Annotated in this window: 12 protein-coding genes; 4 read left to right on the plus strand and 8 right to left on the minus strand. The window is 37.8% G+C overall.

The window, feature by feature from the left end; genetic code table 11:
* Window positions 1-40: 40 nt before the first annotated feature.
* From ACKPQ4_RS07650 to ACKPQ4_RS07665, 4 genes are read right to left on the minus strand one after another with little or no spacing between them, the layout of a single operon-like run.
* Window positions 41-1,303: a hypothetical protein gene (locus ACKPQ4_RS07650; protein WP_407680596.1), complete on the minus strand. Its 1,263-nt coding sequence runs from the start codon at window positions 1,301-1,303 to the stop codon at window positions 41-43.
* 6 nt (window positions 1,304-1,309) lie between these two features.
* On the minus strand, window positions 1,310-2,329 hold the full coding sequence (locus ACKPQ4_RS07655) for a hypothetical protein (protein ID WP_407680597.1): 1,020 nt from the start codon (window positions 2,327-2,329) through the stop codon (window positions 1,310-1,312).
* A complete protein-coding gene (pilM, locus tag ACKPQ4_RS07660; protein WP_407680598.1) occupies window positions 2,330-4,078 on the minus strand; it encodes a pilus assembly protein PilM in 1,749 nt (582 codons plus the stop codon).
* Window positions 4,079-4,123: 45 nt separating this feature from the next.
* Complete coding sequence (locus ACKPQ4_RS07665; RefSeq protein ID WP_407680599.1) at window positions 4,124-4,786, minus strand: hypothetical protein; 663 nt, start codon at window positions 4,784-4,786, stop codon at window positions 4,124-4,126.
* A gap of 70 nt (window positions 4,787-4,856) precedes the next feature.
* Between ACKPQ4_RS07665 and ACKPQ4_RS07670 the strand changes: the two genes are divergently transcribed.
* The 4 genes from ACKPQ4_RS07670 to ACKPQ4_RS07685 are packed head-to-tail and all read left to right on the plus strand — an operon-like array spanning window position 4,857 to window position 8,805.
* Window positions 4,857-5,363, plus strand: coding sequence for an NUDIX hydrolase (locus tag ACKPQ4_RS07670; protein WP_407680600.1), 507 nt, complete (start codon window positions 4,857-4,859; stop codon window positions 5,361-5,363).
* A 14-nt stretch (window positions 5,364-5,377) separates the two neighbouring features.
* Window positions 5,378-6,517 carry a pyruvate dehydrogenase (acetyl-transferring) E1 component subunit alpha gene (gene pdhA, locus ACKPQ4_RS07675; protein ID WP_407680601.1) on the plus strand — a complete coding sequence of 380 codons (1,140 nt, stop codon included), beginning with the start codon at window positions 5,378-5,380 and terminating at the stop codon, window positions 6,515-6,517.
* 17 nt (window positions 6,518-6,534) lie between these two features.
* Entirely contained in the window at window positions 6,535-7,512 is a 978-nt protein-coding gene (locus tag ACKPQ4_RS07680) for an alpha-ketoacid dehydrogenase subunit beta (protein ID WP_407680602.1), read from the plus strand.
* 6 nt (window positions 7,513-7,518) lie between these two features.
* The gene (locus ACKPQ4_RS07685; protein ID WP_407680603.1) at window positions 7,519-8,805 is read left to right on the plus strand and encodes a dihydrolipoamide acetyltransferase family protein; all 1,287 of its coding nucleotides are present in this window, start codon (window positions 7,519-7,521) and stop codon (window positions 8,803-8,805) included.
* A 16-nt stretch (window positions 8,806-8,821) separates the two neighbouring features.
* Here the strand turns inward: ACKPQ4_RS07685 and ACKPQ4_RS07690 are convergent, their stop codons facing one another.
* Genes ACKPQ4_RS07690 through ACKPQ4_RS07705 form a run of 4 tightly spaced genes read right to left on the minus strand, consistent with a single transcriptional unit; the run spans window position 8,822 to window position 13,529 of the window.
* Window positions 8,822-10,792, minus strand: a complete 1,971-nt coding sequence (locus tag ACKPQ4_RS07690) for a phospho-sugar mutase (protein WP_407680604.1) — start codon at window positions 10,790-10,792, stop codon at window positions 8,822-8,824.
* A 22-nt stretch (window positions 10,793-10,814) separates the two neighbouring features.
* Complete coding sequence (locus tag ACKPQ4_RS07695; protein ID WP_407680605.1) at window positions 10,815-12,242, minus strand: UTP--glucose-1-phosphate uridylyltransferase; 1,428 nt, start codon at window positions 12,240-12,242, stop codon at window positions 10,815-10,817.
* A 9-nt stretch (window positions 12,243-12,251) separates the two neighbouring features.
* Window positions 12,252-12,545, minus strand: a complete 294-nt coding sequence (locus ACKPQ4_RS07700; protein ID WP_407680606.1) for a septum formation initiator family protein — start codon at window positions 12,543-12,545, stop codon at window positions 12,252-12,254.
* 6 nt (window positions 12,546-12,551) lie between these two features.
* On the minus strand, window positions 12,552-13,529 hold the full coding sequence (locus tag ACKPQ4_RS07705; RefSeq protein ID WP_407680607.1) for a KpsF/GutQ family sugar-phosphate isomerase: 978 nt from the start codon (window positions 13,527-13,529) through the stop codon (window positions 12,552-12,554).
* Between the last annotated feature and the right edge of the window lie 24 nt (window positions 13,530-13,553).

Raw genomic sequence — 13,553 nt, forward strand, 5'->3', positions numbered from 1 at the left:
TCGTCGGGTCAATCTATAAAAGACGCAGTTTAGATACCTTTTAAAATGAAAAAGTTTTGGTAAATATTTCAGCTTGTCTTGGGTCTTCTTTTGTTACCACCAGGGAGCTATCTTCATAATTTGCTGAAGAAATTCTGTAAACCCTCCCCCCGTAGTCAAAAGTAGAATCAACAGATGAACTTTCAAAAGAAAATTCTTGCGGAGAAAGATTGGGTAAATTAGCGAGGAAATGAAAAGTATAATTACCAGCGAAAACTTTAGTCATTAAAGTATTGATTTCAAAAGCGCTTCCTCCAAGTTGAAAATCTTTAATCATCGCACGCCCTACGGGTCTAAGCCCCCCAGTTTGAGGGTTTCGATATTGCTGGACAACGAAATGTTGAACAATGAACATTTTCTGTGAGTCATTATCGTCACATTGTATAAGGGAGGGTTGCCCGGGTTTGCGCGACAAATCTCGCTTGTAAGCTTTGCCAAGTTCAACCCGATTACGAACCACTTTGCCAAGATTTGAAGAGCCGTTGGCCGTGAGGTCTTCAAAATAAGGAGTTTCTCCAACCCAACTTTTAAGAATTAAAGGGTATTCAGATTTTGAAACTTTAGTAAGAGTAAGTCCAAAAGGCTCAAGTTTCTCAGTTTTTATCTCTTTCTCAGGGAGTCTTGTTGTTAAATCTCCATTATGAATATAAATGATTGGAGGAGTAAATAAATCATAAGGTGTAGAATTTTCATCGCTTACAGGATTAGTCCATTTTAATTTGTCAATTTCCGTAATAATGGGCTCATCAGGTAAAGTTCGTTGGTAAAAAGATACTTGAGTTTGATTATTCTTAATTGTTTTGGAGTCAATATCAGTTGAAAGCCAAAGGGTGCCTGTAATCCTTGATATATCGTTATATTGAATATTGAAGACTTTTTTGCCATCACGAAGGGCAATAATACCGTGTGATTTTTTCCAGTTTTTTTCTAAAATAACATCTTGGCGAGTGGTGCCATGTACAACCCCAGAAGAGGTGGAAAGTTGTATTTCCTGACGGGCCAATAAAAGAATACTTTTAATTTCATATGGGCTCCAATCGCTTTCTTCATCCTGACTTAAATAAATAAAATCCCCGGGAATAAGTGAAGTTTCTCGGTTTAAAGAAAAATAGGTTTTTCCATTTTTAGTTTTTAGCGAAAAAATTTGATTCGAGGATACAACAGAGGATGACTGAGTTGATACATTTGTAAATAAAGTAAATAATACAATTAATACAACAAAAGAAAGTAATAATATATATTTTTCTAAATGCTTAATTTTCACTGATTATTATTTTAGAAGACTAAGAAGTTCTGAACATTTAGTTGGATTGTCGAAATGACGTAATTCTTCAGTTAACCAACCCGATAGATCGTTAGAGGCATCGTATACATACTCAATTTCCATTGTGAAAATCGATGTTATGTCTCTAATTATCGGTAAAATGCCTGAATCAGTATTATTAGAATTTGTTTCTACAAAATTACTTTCAATTTGATCAGTATTACTTGTTTTTCTACTGACATGCAAATTTCTCAAACTAAATGGAGGAAGGAGCTGGTTGATGAAAGATCGGCAATTTTTAGTTTTACCTGAAAAAGATATTTCAAAAAGAAAAGATTTAATTAATTTACTGCTTCTCAGTGTAGTTGATTCAGATTTAGGGTAGAAAATATCGTCTAGTATGTGAAGACTGTCAGTGCTTCCTGCTGACTCTCTTTTAACAGAAATTAAATTTGTACTTTCAGAGTCAAAGGAAGATAAGTAATACTGAACAACTTCCTTAATTATTTTGGATTGAATATAGATAGTATTGGCTTCCCTTTTGTCAAAACTTGGCCAAAAGCCATCATAAGAGGTAAATCCAAATCCAAAAGATTCTTTTTTTTCGATAGGTGCATCAGAAAATGAATTTTCAAATTGATTGGGTATATCAAAAGTTACATTCTTTCCCTTACAAGAGCGATTTAAGTAAGAGAGTAATTTATTAATCTCAGTACTTATAACTGAAGAGGATTTTGTTGTATGTGAAGTATGTAAATTGTTAATTGAATTTAAGAATTCATTCCAAAATAAAATATTTTTTTTGCCTAATTTAGTCCAATGCTCCCATTCACTTTCAGCAATTCTTAGGTCTGTAGAAAAGAGCATTTCTAATTTAAGGTCTGTTCTTATTTGAAATAACTCTTTTTGATAGCCATCCAAATTTTTAGATAACAGATCCAATTCACTTGTTTTGTTTAAACTCAAAACAATAAGTCCACATAACAACAAAGCTGGTAAGGAAAATATATATAGGACTTGCTTCATTTACAGATCAATTTCTAGTTCAATCTCAAAATGTGTAAACTGTCTATTGTACAAATCGCCTTTACCTTCAATTGAGAAAACTTTTTTTCGAATTTTTCTAACACCATTGATTTCAGAAAATGAATTGGTAATACTTTCTTGCCTGATTCCGTTATTTTCAAGCAGCTTATCTTTGCGGTCCTCAAAAGTTAAATCCAGATTTTCGACAGTTAATTTCACTAGGTATCTTCCGACAATATTTACCACATTAATATCTGCTGGTTGCACGCCTTCATTTCGAGATGTGTTCGTTACGGATGATTTAATCGTATTAAATTTTAATTCATCGATCCATGCGTTGTCATTTACATTTCTATCAAATACGGATTGTAAATCGTTTATGAATTGCTGTATATTTGTGGTTTGCTTACTTAATTTGAAAAGTTTGCTAAACCTCACACTCGCTCTACGATTAATTTCTTGTAATAAATTAAGCGTTTTATTTCTTGATTTCGACACTGTTAATTCATCATTAGAGTGCTTAATTTCGTCTTCTACACTTTCAATTTCTTGAATTAAGGTTACTTCTTGATTCACTAAATTTAGGTACCAAGGTAATGGCATTAATGATACTACAAACGCCAGAGCAATCATCCATGGTAATTTTTTCTTTGATTCTAGCTGTTGCGCCTTACCCTTTGGCATAAGGTTAAGAACAGGTCGATCATTTTGATTTAACAATTGCTTTGTGAGTCCTAATAATTCGCTTCCTATGTAAGGTAATTCGTTACAAAATGATTTTTCAATATTTGGAGATATTTCAAGTTGGGAATATGGATCGAAATATTTAATTCCAAGTTGCTGTGTCTCGCTTAAAGTCTCCACAATCCTTTTGCTTTTAATTGTACGGCCAGTAATAATTAAATTTGTCGGTAATTTACCTTTCTTTAATCGTTTGTAGGTTACAATTGATCGGGAGATTTCCTGCATATATTTATTTAGAAAGTTTTCATTTGTTACCTGCAGGGTTGTAAATGAAGGATCTTCGTCATTATATGCCTTTTCTCCCGTTGAATCTTTCAATTTTAAATCTTCTGCTTTTGAGTAAGTTATTCCAAATGCAGAAGCCAAAGCTTCTGTTAATTGGCTACCACCAAAGCTTAAACTTCTTAAAAGAAATCCAGAACTACTTATAAATGTAAGGTTTGTTGTTTTACTTCCAAAATTTATAAACAAACTGTCTTCTAATTGTTCATTTCCATCAGCTTCTTGTATCGCGTGATAATCAAGGGCAGATCCTGGCGTGAATAATTTTGGTATTATACCACAACGGAATATTACTTGTATCAATTTTTCAACCACTTCTGGTTTAATTGCAAAACTTAGAATCTCTTGTTCAATTCCATCGTCATCAATAACCATGAAATCCCATAATAAATTTTCTAAAGGAAAAGGCATTTTTTGAGAAAGTTCGAATGCGACAACTTTCTTTTGCTTATCCAATTCTACCTTCGGAACTCTTAATGTTTTAGATAGCAGAACATTTCCAGGGAGTATGAAACTAGCCTCTCCCTTTAAGCTTTTTTCTCGACACAAATCTGCGAGAGCAACCTCCACCTCAGATATCCAGGCATCTTCATCTCCGTTTGTTGGTGGAAAATCAGTATAACTAAAAGTGTCAAGGAAGAGTTTATCATCCTTTCTTAGAACTTTCCAGGCAGACAAATGCGAACTACCTAAATTAAATATTGTTTCTTCTATTTTTGCCATCTTACTTTGAGGCAGAATAAATGAGAGGGGGGTTTATCTTTAAGGTTATTTCCTCAAAACGGGTCCTAAATCCTTAAGGTATATGTCATTAATTGTATAACCGGGAATAAGTATTCCTTCATTCGATGATGATTTATTAAGTGCCTCCATTCGATACTTCTCTAAATATTCATCTTTATCGTAATTTAAAAAACTAGTTTGATCTGACACTTCAAATGTTTCTCCATTTCGGGAAAACTCCAATACATATCCGGTTAACTTTGGGTAATTTCCTAATTCACATTTTTTAGCTATCGTTGCTGGAAAAAGGAATTCTGCTTTTTTAGTTTTTCTATCAATCTCTATGCTCAGACACTCAATTTCTGCGCTGTAATAATCAAAATATCGAACATCTTTTCTATCTCCCCTAAATTCTTTTCTTTTAAATTCATTAAGAAAACTAATCCATATTCTAATTTTAAGATTATTCAAAAATAAAGGATTGAACATCTCTTCTATTGTTTCAGGCCTCTTACCTTGCATATTCAAGAGGTCGGGATGTTCATTAATGAGAAAAGGAACGGAAATCTTAAGCCACCGTTCAGAATCTTGAGAAACACTAATTTTTCCGTCTAGCTTAATAACTTTGTCGATCTCTTGCCCGTCTACTTGACAAAATAGTTGGCAATGTATGAAGGCAATGAAGAGGGTAAGTGAAAATATTTTCATTGGGTTCGCTTGGGTTTTCGTTAGGACTATACCATTCATTACAACTATCCTGTAAACAAGACTTTTCTCTATGTTCTTTAAGATTTCCTGCCTATTGTTTATAAGAGATCCCGCTGATCGTATCTTGCTGATTAAAAGAAAAAAGCCTCCCAACATAGGCACTTGGAGTCCCCCTGGTGGAAAATTGGAAATGACGACAGGAGAATCTCCTTATGAATGTGCAAAAAGAGAAGCTTATGAAGAAACTCGGTTAAATTTGTGCGATCAAGACTTGAACTTATTTGGATATGTATCTGAAAAGTCCTATGAAGGTAATGGCCACTGGTTAATGTTTTTATTCGATTGTTTGCCTATTTTAGAAGATTTACCTAACGAAATAGATGAAGGATATTTTAATTTTTTTAGTCGGAAGGAAATTGAAAGTCTTTCCATTCCCCCCTCTGACCACAAGCTTGTATGGCCTTTTTACGATCGTAAGGACGAAGGTTTTTGGGGTGTTCGTACAGATTGCTCCAAAGGCATTCCTAATTTAGAGATTGAAGCCAACCCCACTCAGTACATAAAGGAAGGTCGTTAATTTTATCCTATTTTATGGAAAGTATATACCACGACGCAGACATACAGAAAGGAGATGGCTCAACCGAGCCTTCCCCTACTGCCGTGCCCTTACCCAACGAAAACGACTTTTCTAAGGCCTCCATTAATCATTCTCTTGAGGCAGAAGAAAAAATAAGGTTCTTTTCCCAAATGCTCCGAATTCGTCGATTCGAAGAACGTTCTCTTCGTGCATACCAACAAGGCCACATTGGAGGATTTCTTCATCTTTATATTGGTCAAGAGGCAGTTGCTGTAGGCAGTGTTTCCGTAATGTCACAGGATGATCATGTTATCACTGCCTATCGGGATCACGGACATGCCATAGCTGTAGGCATGGAAATGGATGAATGTATGGCCGAGCTATACGGTAAAAAAACAGGATGTTCTAAAGGAAAAGGTGGGTCCATGCATTTTTTCGCTCCTGATAAAAACTTTTGGGGCGGTCACGGAATTGTTGGGGGACAAACCCCCCTTGGACTTGGAATGGCATACGCACTAAAAACCAAGGGAACAAAAGGTGCCTGCTTGTGTTTTATGGGGGACGGGGCTACCAACCAAGGATCATTTTATGAATCCCTTAATTTGGCTTCACTTTGGAACCTGCCGGTCATTTATGTAATCGAAAATAATGGATATTCCATGGGCACCTCGGAATCCAGGCACTCTGCTGGCGAACCACTTGCCCGTAGAGGTGAAGCTTTTGATATAGATTGGTCAGTTCATCAAGGTCACGATTTGTATGAGGTTAGATCTGCCATACACAAGGCACTTTCCAGGGCCAGAGAAAACTCTCGGCCTTCCGTTTTGGAAATTGTGACCTACAGATATCGTGGCCATTCGGTCGCCGATCCTGACCAGACCTACAGGAGTAAAGAAGAGATCGAAGAATATAAACAAAATAAAGATCCTATAAATTTGTTCCGCGACACACTCCTAAAAGAAGGCGTTTTGACAGATGATAAAATTCAGGCTTTGGATAAGGCTGCCAAAGATGAAGCTGAAGCTTCTGCCGAATTTGCATTAGCCAGCCCGTTTCCTGATGTTTCTGAACTAATGGATGATGTTTATTGGGAAACTGATAACCCTGAACAGAAAAGTTCTTCTGGCACCATATTTTTCGAGTCCTCTAGATAACCAATTTTATACAAAAAATGGCCGAGATCACTTATCGAGAAGCATTAAACCAAGCTCTTTCTGAAGAAATTTCTAGGGATTCCAATGTCGTTCTAATGGGCGAAGAGGTGGCTCAATTCAAGGGCTCCTACAAAGTTTCTGAGGGGTTGCTTGAAAAGTTCGGCTCCGAAAGGATCATTGATACTCCAATTAGCGAGGCAGCCTTTTCAGGCTTAGCTGTTGGGGCAGCTATGATGGGCATGAGGCCGGTTGTCGAGTTTATGTTTTGGAGCTTTTCTTATGTTGCTTTTGATCAGATTTTTAATAACGCGGCCAGTGTTCGTTACATGTCAGGTGGCTTGGTTAATGTACCCATCGTATTCCGAGGCCCAGCAAACGGTGGCACTAATGTCGGGGCGACTCATTCGCATACTCCAGAGAATTTTGCCGCCAACACTCCGGGTTTAAAGGTTATTTGTCCTTCAACACCCGCAGATGCTAAAGGAATGATGAAAGCTGCCATACGGGACAATGACCCCGTTTGCGTAATGGAAAACACCATTCTCTATAACCTCAAAGGTGAAGTCCCCGAAGATGAAAATTTTATCATTCCTCTTGGAAAAGCCCGTGTTGCCTGTGAAGGAAATGATCTCTCTATTATTGCTCATGGTAGATCTGTTCAGGTTGCCTTACAAGTTGCCGAAACTTTACAGGAAAAACACGGTGTTTCCGTGGAGGTGTTAGATTTAAGATCTATCAGACCTCTCGACCTGGAAGCCATACTTGAAACAGTTAGAAAAACCAATCGTGTCTTATTGGTTGAAGAAAATAAGCCATTCTGCGGAGTTGATGCCCAAATCGCATTCCTAATCCAAGAACACGCTTTTGATCACCTGGACGCCCCTGTCAAAAGAATATCAGCTATCGATGTACCTCAAGCATACAGTAAGGCATTAGAAAACTTTCAAATTCCAAATCACGACCGTGTTTTGGCAAAAGCAATGGAACTCCTTTAAAGCTAAATGAGTACGATAATAGAAATGCCTAAGCTCAGTGACACCATGACTGTGGGAACAGTTGTCAAGTGGCATAAACAAGTCGGTGATGAGGTTTCCAATGGAGACATTTTAGCTGAAGTTGAAACTGACAAGGCAACCATGGAGCTTGAAAATTTTGACGATGGTGTACTTTTGCAGCTTTTAGCTAAAGAGGGGGACGAGGTTGAAATTGGTAAACCATTAGCTGTCGTTGGAGAACAAGGTGAGCAATTACCGGTTTTTGAAGACTCGCCCACCGAGCCTAGCATAGCAAAAACTGAGACAGATAAACTCAACAAGCCTGAATTATCCGCTGAAAAAACTCCTGAGGAAGAGAAAACCACTCCATCTCTTTCAACAGATTTTAATGCAACCAAGGAACCCACAGGTCGTATCTTGGCTTCTCCGCTCGCCAAAAAAATTGCCAAAGAAAAGAATATAGACCTTCTAAAAATAAAAGGGTCCGGACCACATGGTCGGATTACCAAAAAGGATTTAGGTGGCGATTTTCCTTCTGTTTTACCTTCTAGCCAAGAAACGTCTACCTCTTTGAGCCCTAATCTTCTTCAGTCTAAGAAAATTCCGATTAGTAAAATGCGTTCAGTAATCGCAAAGCGACTACTCGAATCAAAGACCACAATTCCACATTTCTATCTCCAAAAAGAAATTAATTCTGAACCTCTAGGTCTTGCCAGACAATCGATAAATCGAAGGTTAGAGTCGGTTGCTAATGAAACTGCCACAGAGAAAGTTAGTATAAATGATTTAATTCTTTTAGCATGTGCATCTGCTATTCCTTTGGTTCCTGAAATTAATACATCTTGGGGAGAAAATGAAATTATCTTTCATGGAGATGTCCATTTAGCCTTCGGTGTTGCTGTAGACGACGGGTTAGTTACTCCCGTAATCCGTAAAGCTGATTCTCTTAATTTAAAAAATATATCTAGAGAAGCAAAATCCTTGATTCATAAGTCTCGTAATAAAAAGCTTACTCCTGATGAAATGAGTGGGTCTACCTTTACTGTGACCAATCTTGGTATGTTTGGAATTGATTTCTTTAGTGGCATAATCAACCCACCCAACGCTGCCATTCTTTCGGTTGGAGCCAGTGTACCTAAGGCAGTTGTAGGGAAAGATGGTTCTATACGCAGTGGAGAGACTATGAAGCTTGGGCTCAGTTGTGACCATCGTTTGGTTGATGGAGCGGTAGGGGCTCGTTTTCTTCAAACCCTTGCAGGGCTTTTGGAAAACCCTGCCTCACTATTGGTTTAATAAATTAACTACAAATTTATTTTTTTCCGACTCTTTGGTGTGCGTCTTCTACCAACCATGCCCCGATTGTTTCAAGGCTTTCCGATACAGACTTTTTAGTAGCCTCTAAATCAGTTGACCTTGGCTCAGCACAGCCAAACAGGTAATATTTTATCTTGGGCTCAGTACCACTTGGTCGAATCGCAATAGTAAAATCGTTATCGAGAGAAATTTGGATAAAATTTTGTTTTGGCAAAAGCTCTTCGTCTTCATCAATAAAACCTTCCTCTGAAAAATCCTTGTTTTTTGAAACCTTAAAGCTTTCCACCTTTTTTAAAGGATTTTTACGATAACTTTCTACCAATTTAGAAATCGTTGCACTTCCTTCCGCTCCTTCAAAATAAATATTTTCTGTTTTTTCCTGATGATAACCATATTTTTGGTAGATGGTATCGAGAAATTTTAAAGGGTTGGTTCCCGTTGAGTCCATGTATGCAAAGGCTTCAGCTATTGCCAAAGAAGATGCATTGCCATCTTTGTCACGAACTAGATCCAAGGGCAAATAACCATAGCTTTCTTCTGCAGCCAACACAGTACAGGTAGAATACCTTGATAGAATATCCATTCGAGTAAACAGTTCAGTACTATCAAAATCCAATCCTATCCCCTCCTCCTCCTGTATTCTAGTTTGAGCTTGCTCCTCATATTTTAGCATTTTTTGAGCCATCCACTTGAACCCAGTCGGTGTGTTTATACAGCGAACACCAAAGCCTGTTGCAATCTTAGTTACCAAGGGAGAGGTAACAAAAGTTTTAATGAGTGCAAAACCTTCTCCATTATCATCGCGTAAGATTTGCTGATGTTTAAGAGCCAGTAGTCGATACTCAGCAAGTATACAAGCGACTTGGTTTCCGGTTAGGAAAGTAAAACTTCCTTTACTTTCTTCTACAGCAACTCCGATACGATCACAGTCTGGGTCACTCCCAAAGACATAAGGTGATTTTGTCTTTTTAGCTACTTTTATTCCAAGTAAAAGAGCTTCCGAGTTTTCAGGGTTAGGTGATTGAACAGTGGAAAAATTTGCATCCTCTTTACTTTGCTCATCGACCAAAGCAACTTGCACACCATGATCCCATAAAGCGGGTACAGACGATATGGCACCGGTACCATGAATTGGAGTAAAGACAATTTTAGGCGCGTTGGTTTTGAGTAAGTCGGGATTTAAGACAGCATCTTCCAGTGCTCCCTTGTAAGCCATATCGTCTTGTGTTGGTAAGACTGCTACTTCTACACCTGTAAGTCCATCTTCTTGTAACCAATTCGAAACTTCAGATAAATTTATCCGGTTGTATTCCTCGACAACTCCATGGTCATGAGGAGGCACCAATTGAGCACCATCACCAAAGTATGCTTTAAAGCCATTATCGTGAAAAGGGTTGTGGCTTGCAGTAATTACCACTCCGGCATGAGCATAACGATGACGAACAGTAAAACTTAATTGAGGGGTGGACCTTGGACCGTCAAACACCATAGCATAACCACCCATTTTAACCCATGCTTTAGATACAATTTCTGAAAATTTTGGAGAAAAATGACGGACATCATAAGCGACTACTAAACGTGGTTGTTCGAGAATTCCTCGTTGTTGCATCCATTTGTTTAAATAGTTGTAGAGTGCTTTCGTTGCACGGAGTAAGGTAAATTCATTTAAGGTATTGCTTCCCACGCAAGCATAAGCAGGTGTTTCTCCGTCTTTACTGGAACCCCTTTCTGTGGAGGTTATAGTTTTTCCGATCGTACGCCCTCTCATTCCTCCAGTACCAAAAGCCAAATTTTGATGAAAACGATCATTAAGCTCTTCCCAATTATTGCTATTAATTAGCTCTTCCAATCCAAGGGATACCCATTCTGGGCAAGGATCTAAACTCAAAAATTCGTTTATATTTTGTTCAGTTGTTGCCAATAGATTTCCGTCTTTTACCGCGGTCTCTAATTTTTCTTTTATCATTGTAAGGTAATTATATATTAAATTATTTAGTATTCTGTAATTCGATTAGGGCTGAGTCTTTTGAAAGCTTTTTTGGGTCTATAGGAAATTTAGATGTTTGTTCTAAAAAAAAAGGTAGAGTTGGTGCAAAAAGTGGTGAAATTTCGACCTTGTTTAATTTCCCAACCTCTCCAAGGACTTTTAACCATCGTTGATTTCGAGAAATTTGTAATTTTTCGGATGAAGCACGAGAATCTGATCCTGTCGGATTTTTAATAGGGCCAAACTCCTCCTTTCGATTTATCTCCATAAGTAAAGGATTATGTGCCAACGGCAGGGCATCAAAAACAAAAGTTTCTGCTTTTATAGCATTTGGTTTTTGAGGGTCAACTCGTGAGCCCTTATTATCTAAACAGCAAACTTTTTTGTGGGCTCCATGATATTTGAGTCCCTGTCTTTTGATTTTTTTTGAACCCGCAACTCTGTTAACAAAATTACGCTCAAGTAAATGTATCGCAATGCTTCCAAGACCGAACCGCAAACTACCATTCTTTAGTTTTTCGCTAGATATTTGGGGAGGGATATCACTGTACTCCATTACTTGAAGGGTTTCTCCAATTTGTACAAAAGTACCTACCCTTTCCTTGGGACTTAACTTCTTCACAGCCTTTGAGGACATCTCTGATCCACCAGCCTTATGAAGGCCAATAAAAGTTGGATCCATACAATATACCATCGGATTATCTACTTGAAAATAACTGATACAATCTATCTCTTCTTCCTCCATAAGCGCAATGGAACCGGATTCGACAAGAGCCTTCAAACTTCCACCGTGCCCGTTTGGGCTCATAACCAATTGGTTCTTTTCTTGAAGCAACATTTTTCCATCCATACTGAATGCGGGCATCATGCCTTGTTGAAAAAAAGTTATTCTGTTTTTATCTAACCCAAAAAATTGGTTTCTTTCAAAATACTGTTTTGTTTGAGCATGGTTTTCATGGCTCGTCATGATAAACCACCTAGGGCATTTACCAAACCGTTTAGTAAAAAAAGATAAGCTCTCTGCGAAATGTTGAAACAGTGAATACTTTTTTATGGGAGTACACGGAAAAGTACCCTTAGGTCCATTATATCCAAGGCGTGTGCCCTGCCCGCCCGCGACTGTAAATGCGGCAACCTTTCCTTTAGCTAGCATTTCTTCCCCGCTTTCATGCATTGAAACCAACGCTGAATCCAAGGGGTCAGTAGAATTTATTGCATTAGGGGGTTGAGGGTTGAGGGCAGGAGGGGTTGAGAAATTAATTTCTTCCCAAGCACCCTTGCATTCAAGGGGGTCAATTTTTATCAGTTGATCTAATAAAATGCTTCTTTCAGTTTTATTTAAATCATCCCAAAACCTAAAGATTTGTTCTTGTCCGATTAAAGCGAACGAATCTTTTATTTTCTTTTCGTCTATTAAATTTGAACTCAACTTATTAAATTAATTTTTGTTTTCTGAAGGAAATCGATACAGCCATTCGTCGGGTTTTCCATAACCTAATTCTTTTTTTGCAACCTCATCCTGAAAATCAGGATTTCTCCGCAATCGATCCAAAAACTCTTGGTGTCCACGTGCCTCTTCTTTTAGAACTTCTAGTTCTTTTTCTAAAACAGACTCACGGGTCTTCCAGTGTCTATACTCTTGAAATGTACGGTTTAATTGAAATGCAAGATATGCCAAGCATGTTAGCAAAAGAAGAAATAAAGTAAGGGGAAAAAGCTTTTTCTTGATCATCAGAATTTAATTTCCAAGAATATCATGTAAACGAATTAGACCCAACAATTTTAGGTCTATTGGATCGACCACAGGAAGTATTGATATTGGCGAAGGGTTTCTTTTTTCCATAGCACTTAGGGCATATCCAAGAGTTTCACCTGGAGAGATTGCTTGCGGTTGCTCCGTCATAATTTTACCAACCTTCTTATTAATTAAATCTTCAGTATTCTGAAGTGCCCTTCTTAAATCGCCATCTGTTACAATACCGACTAATTTTTCATTTTCCAAAACACATGCAGCCCCTAAAGGGTGTTTGGACATTTCAATAACTACTTCTTTAATTCGAGTCTCTTTTGTAATTAAAGCCACTTTGTCTAATTTGTGAAAAACATCTTTAACACGAAGAATCAAATTTCTACCTAGTTGCCCAGCCGGATGCGTTTTTGCATATTCGTTTTTATCAAAATTTCTTCTTTTCATAAGAGCAGCTCCCAATGCATCTCCAAGTGCTGACGCTGCTATAAAGCTTGATGTTGGTACAATGCCTAGGGGGTCCGCCTCCTCACAAACGGATGCATCAAGTAAAACATCCACTTTGTCTGCAAGAGGACTATTTATTTGACCAAGAATACCAATTATTTTTGCTCCTCGTGCTCTAAATACGGGCTCTAAATATATCAACTCTGGGGTTGTACCACTATTTGACAAATAAATAACTGGGTCGCCTTCTTGATGAATTCCCAAATCTCCATGCACTGCTTCAGATGGGTGGAGGTATGCGGTTGGTGAGCCTGTACTACAAAGCATTGCCGCCATTTTTTTACCCACATGTCCCGATTTCCCAATACCCGTAATAACAATTTTCCCGTGGGTTTCAAAAAGTATATCAATTGATTTGCAAAACGCATCAGAATGCAGACGATTCGCTATTTCCTGTATAGCGATGGCTTCTTTTCGTAGAACAGTCTTAGCTTCTTCCAGTTCTTGTTCGGAATTTTGCATAATTTTATTTACTTGTATATCATG

Source organism: Candidatus Chordibacter forsetii (assembly GCF_964187505.1).
GTDB lineage: Bacteria > Verrucomicrobiota > Verrucomicrobiia > Opitutales > Seribacteraceae > Chordibacter > Chordibacter forsetii.

Bases quoted from the DNA above. Each gene is read 5' to 3' on its own strand.
- ACKPQ4_RS07700 (WP_407680606.1), bottom strand. From the start codon at position 12,545: ATGATCAAGAAAAAGCTTTTTCCCCTTACTTTATTTCTTCTTTTGCTA.
- ACKPQ4_RS07685 (WP_407680603.1), top strand. From the start codon at position 7,519: ATGAGTACGATAATAGAAATGCCTAAGCTCAGTGACACCATGACTGTG.
- pdhA (WP_407680601.1), top strand. From the start codon at position 5,378: ATGGAAAGTATATACCACGACGCAGACATACAGAAAGGAGATGGCTCA.
- ACKPQ4_RS07705 (WP_407680607.1), bottom strand. From the start codon at position 13,529: ATGCAAAATTCCGAACAAGAACTGGAAGAAGCTAAGACTGTTCTACGA.
- ACKPQ4_RS07680 (WP_407680602.1), top strand. From the start codon at position 6,535: ATGGCCGAGATCACTTATCGAGAAGCATTAAACCAAGCTCTTTCTGAA.
- ACKPQ4_RS07690 (WP_407680604.1), bottom strand. From the start codon at position 10,792: ATGATAAAAGAAAAATTAGAGACCGCGGTAAAAGACGGAAATCTATTG.
- ACKPQ4_RS07655 (WP_407680597.1), bottom strand. From the start codon at position 2,329: ATGAAGCAAGTCCTATATATATTTTCCTTACCAGCTTTGTTGTTATGT.
- pilM (WP_407680598.1), bottom strand. From the start codon at position 4,078: ATGGCAAAAATAGAAGAAACAATATTTAATTTAGGTAGTTCGCATTTG.
- ACKPQ4_RS07670 (WP_407680600.1), top strand. From the start codon at position 4,857: ATGTTCTTTAAGATTTCCTGCCTATTGTTTATAAGAGATCCCGCTGAT.
- ACKPQ4_RS07665 (WP_407680599.1), bottom strand. From the start codon at position 4,786: ATGAAAATATTTTCACTTACCCTCTTCATTGCCTTCATACATTGCCAA.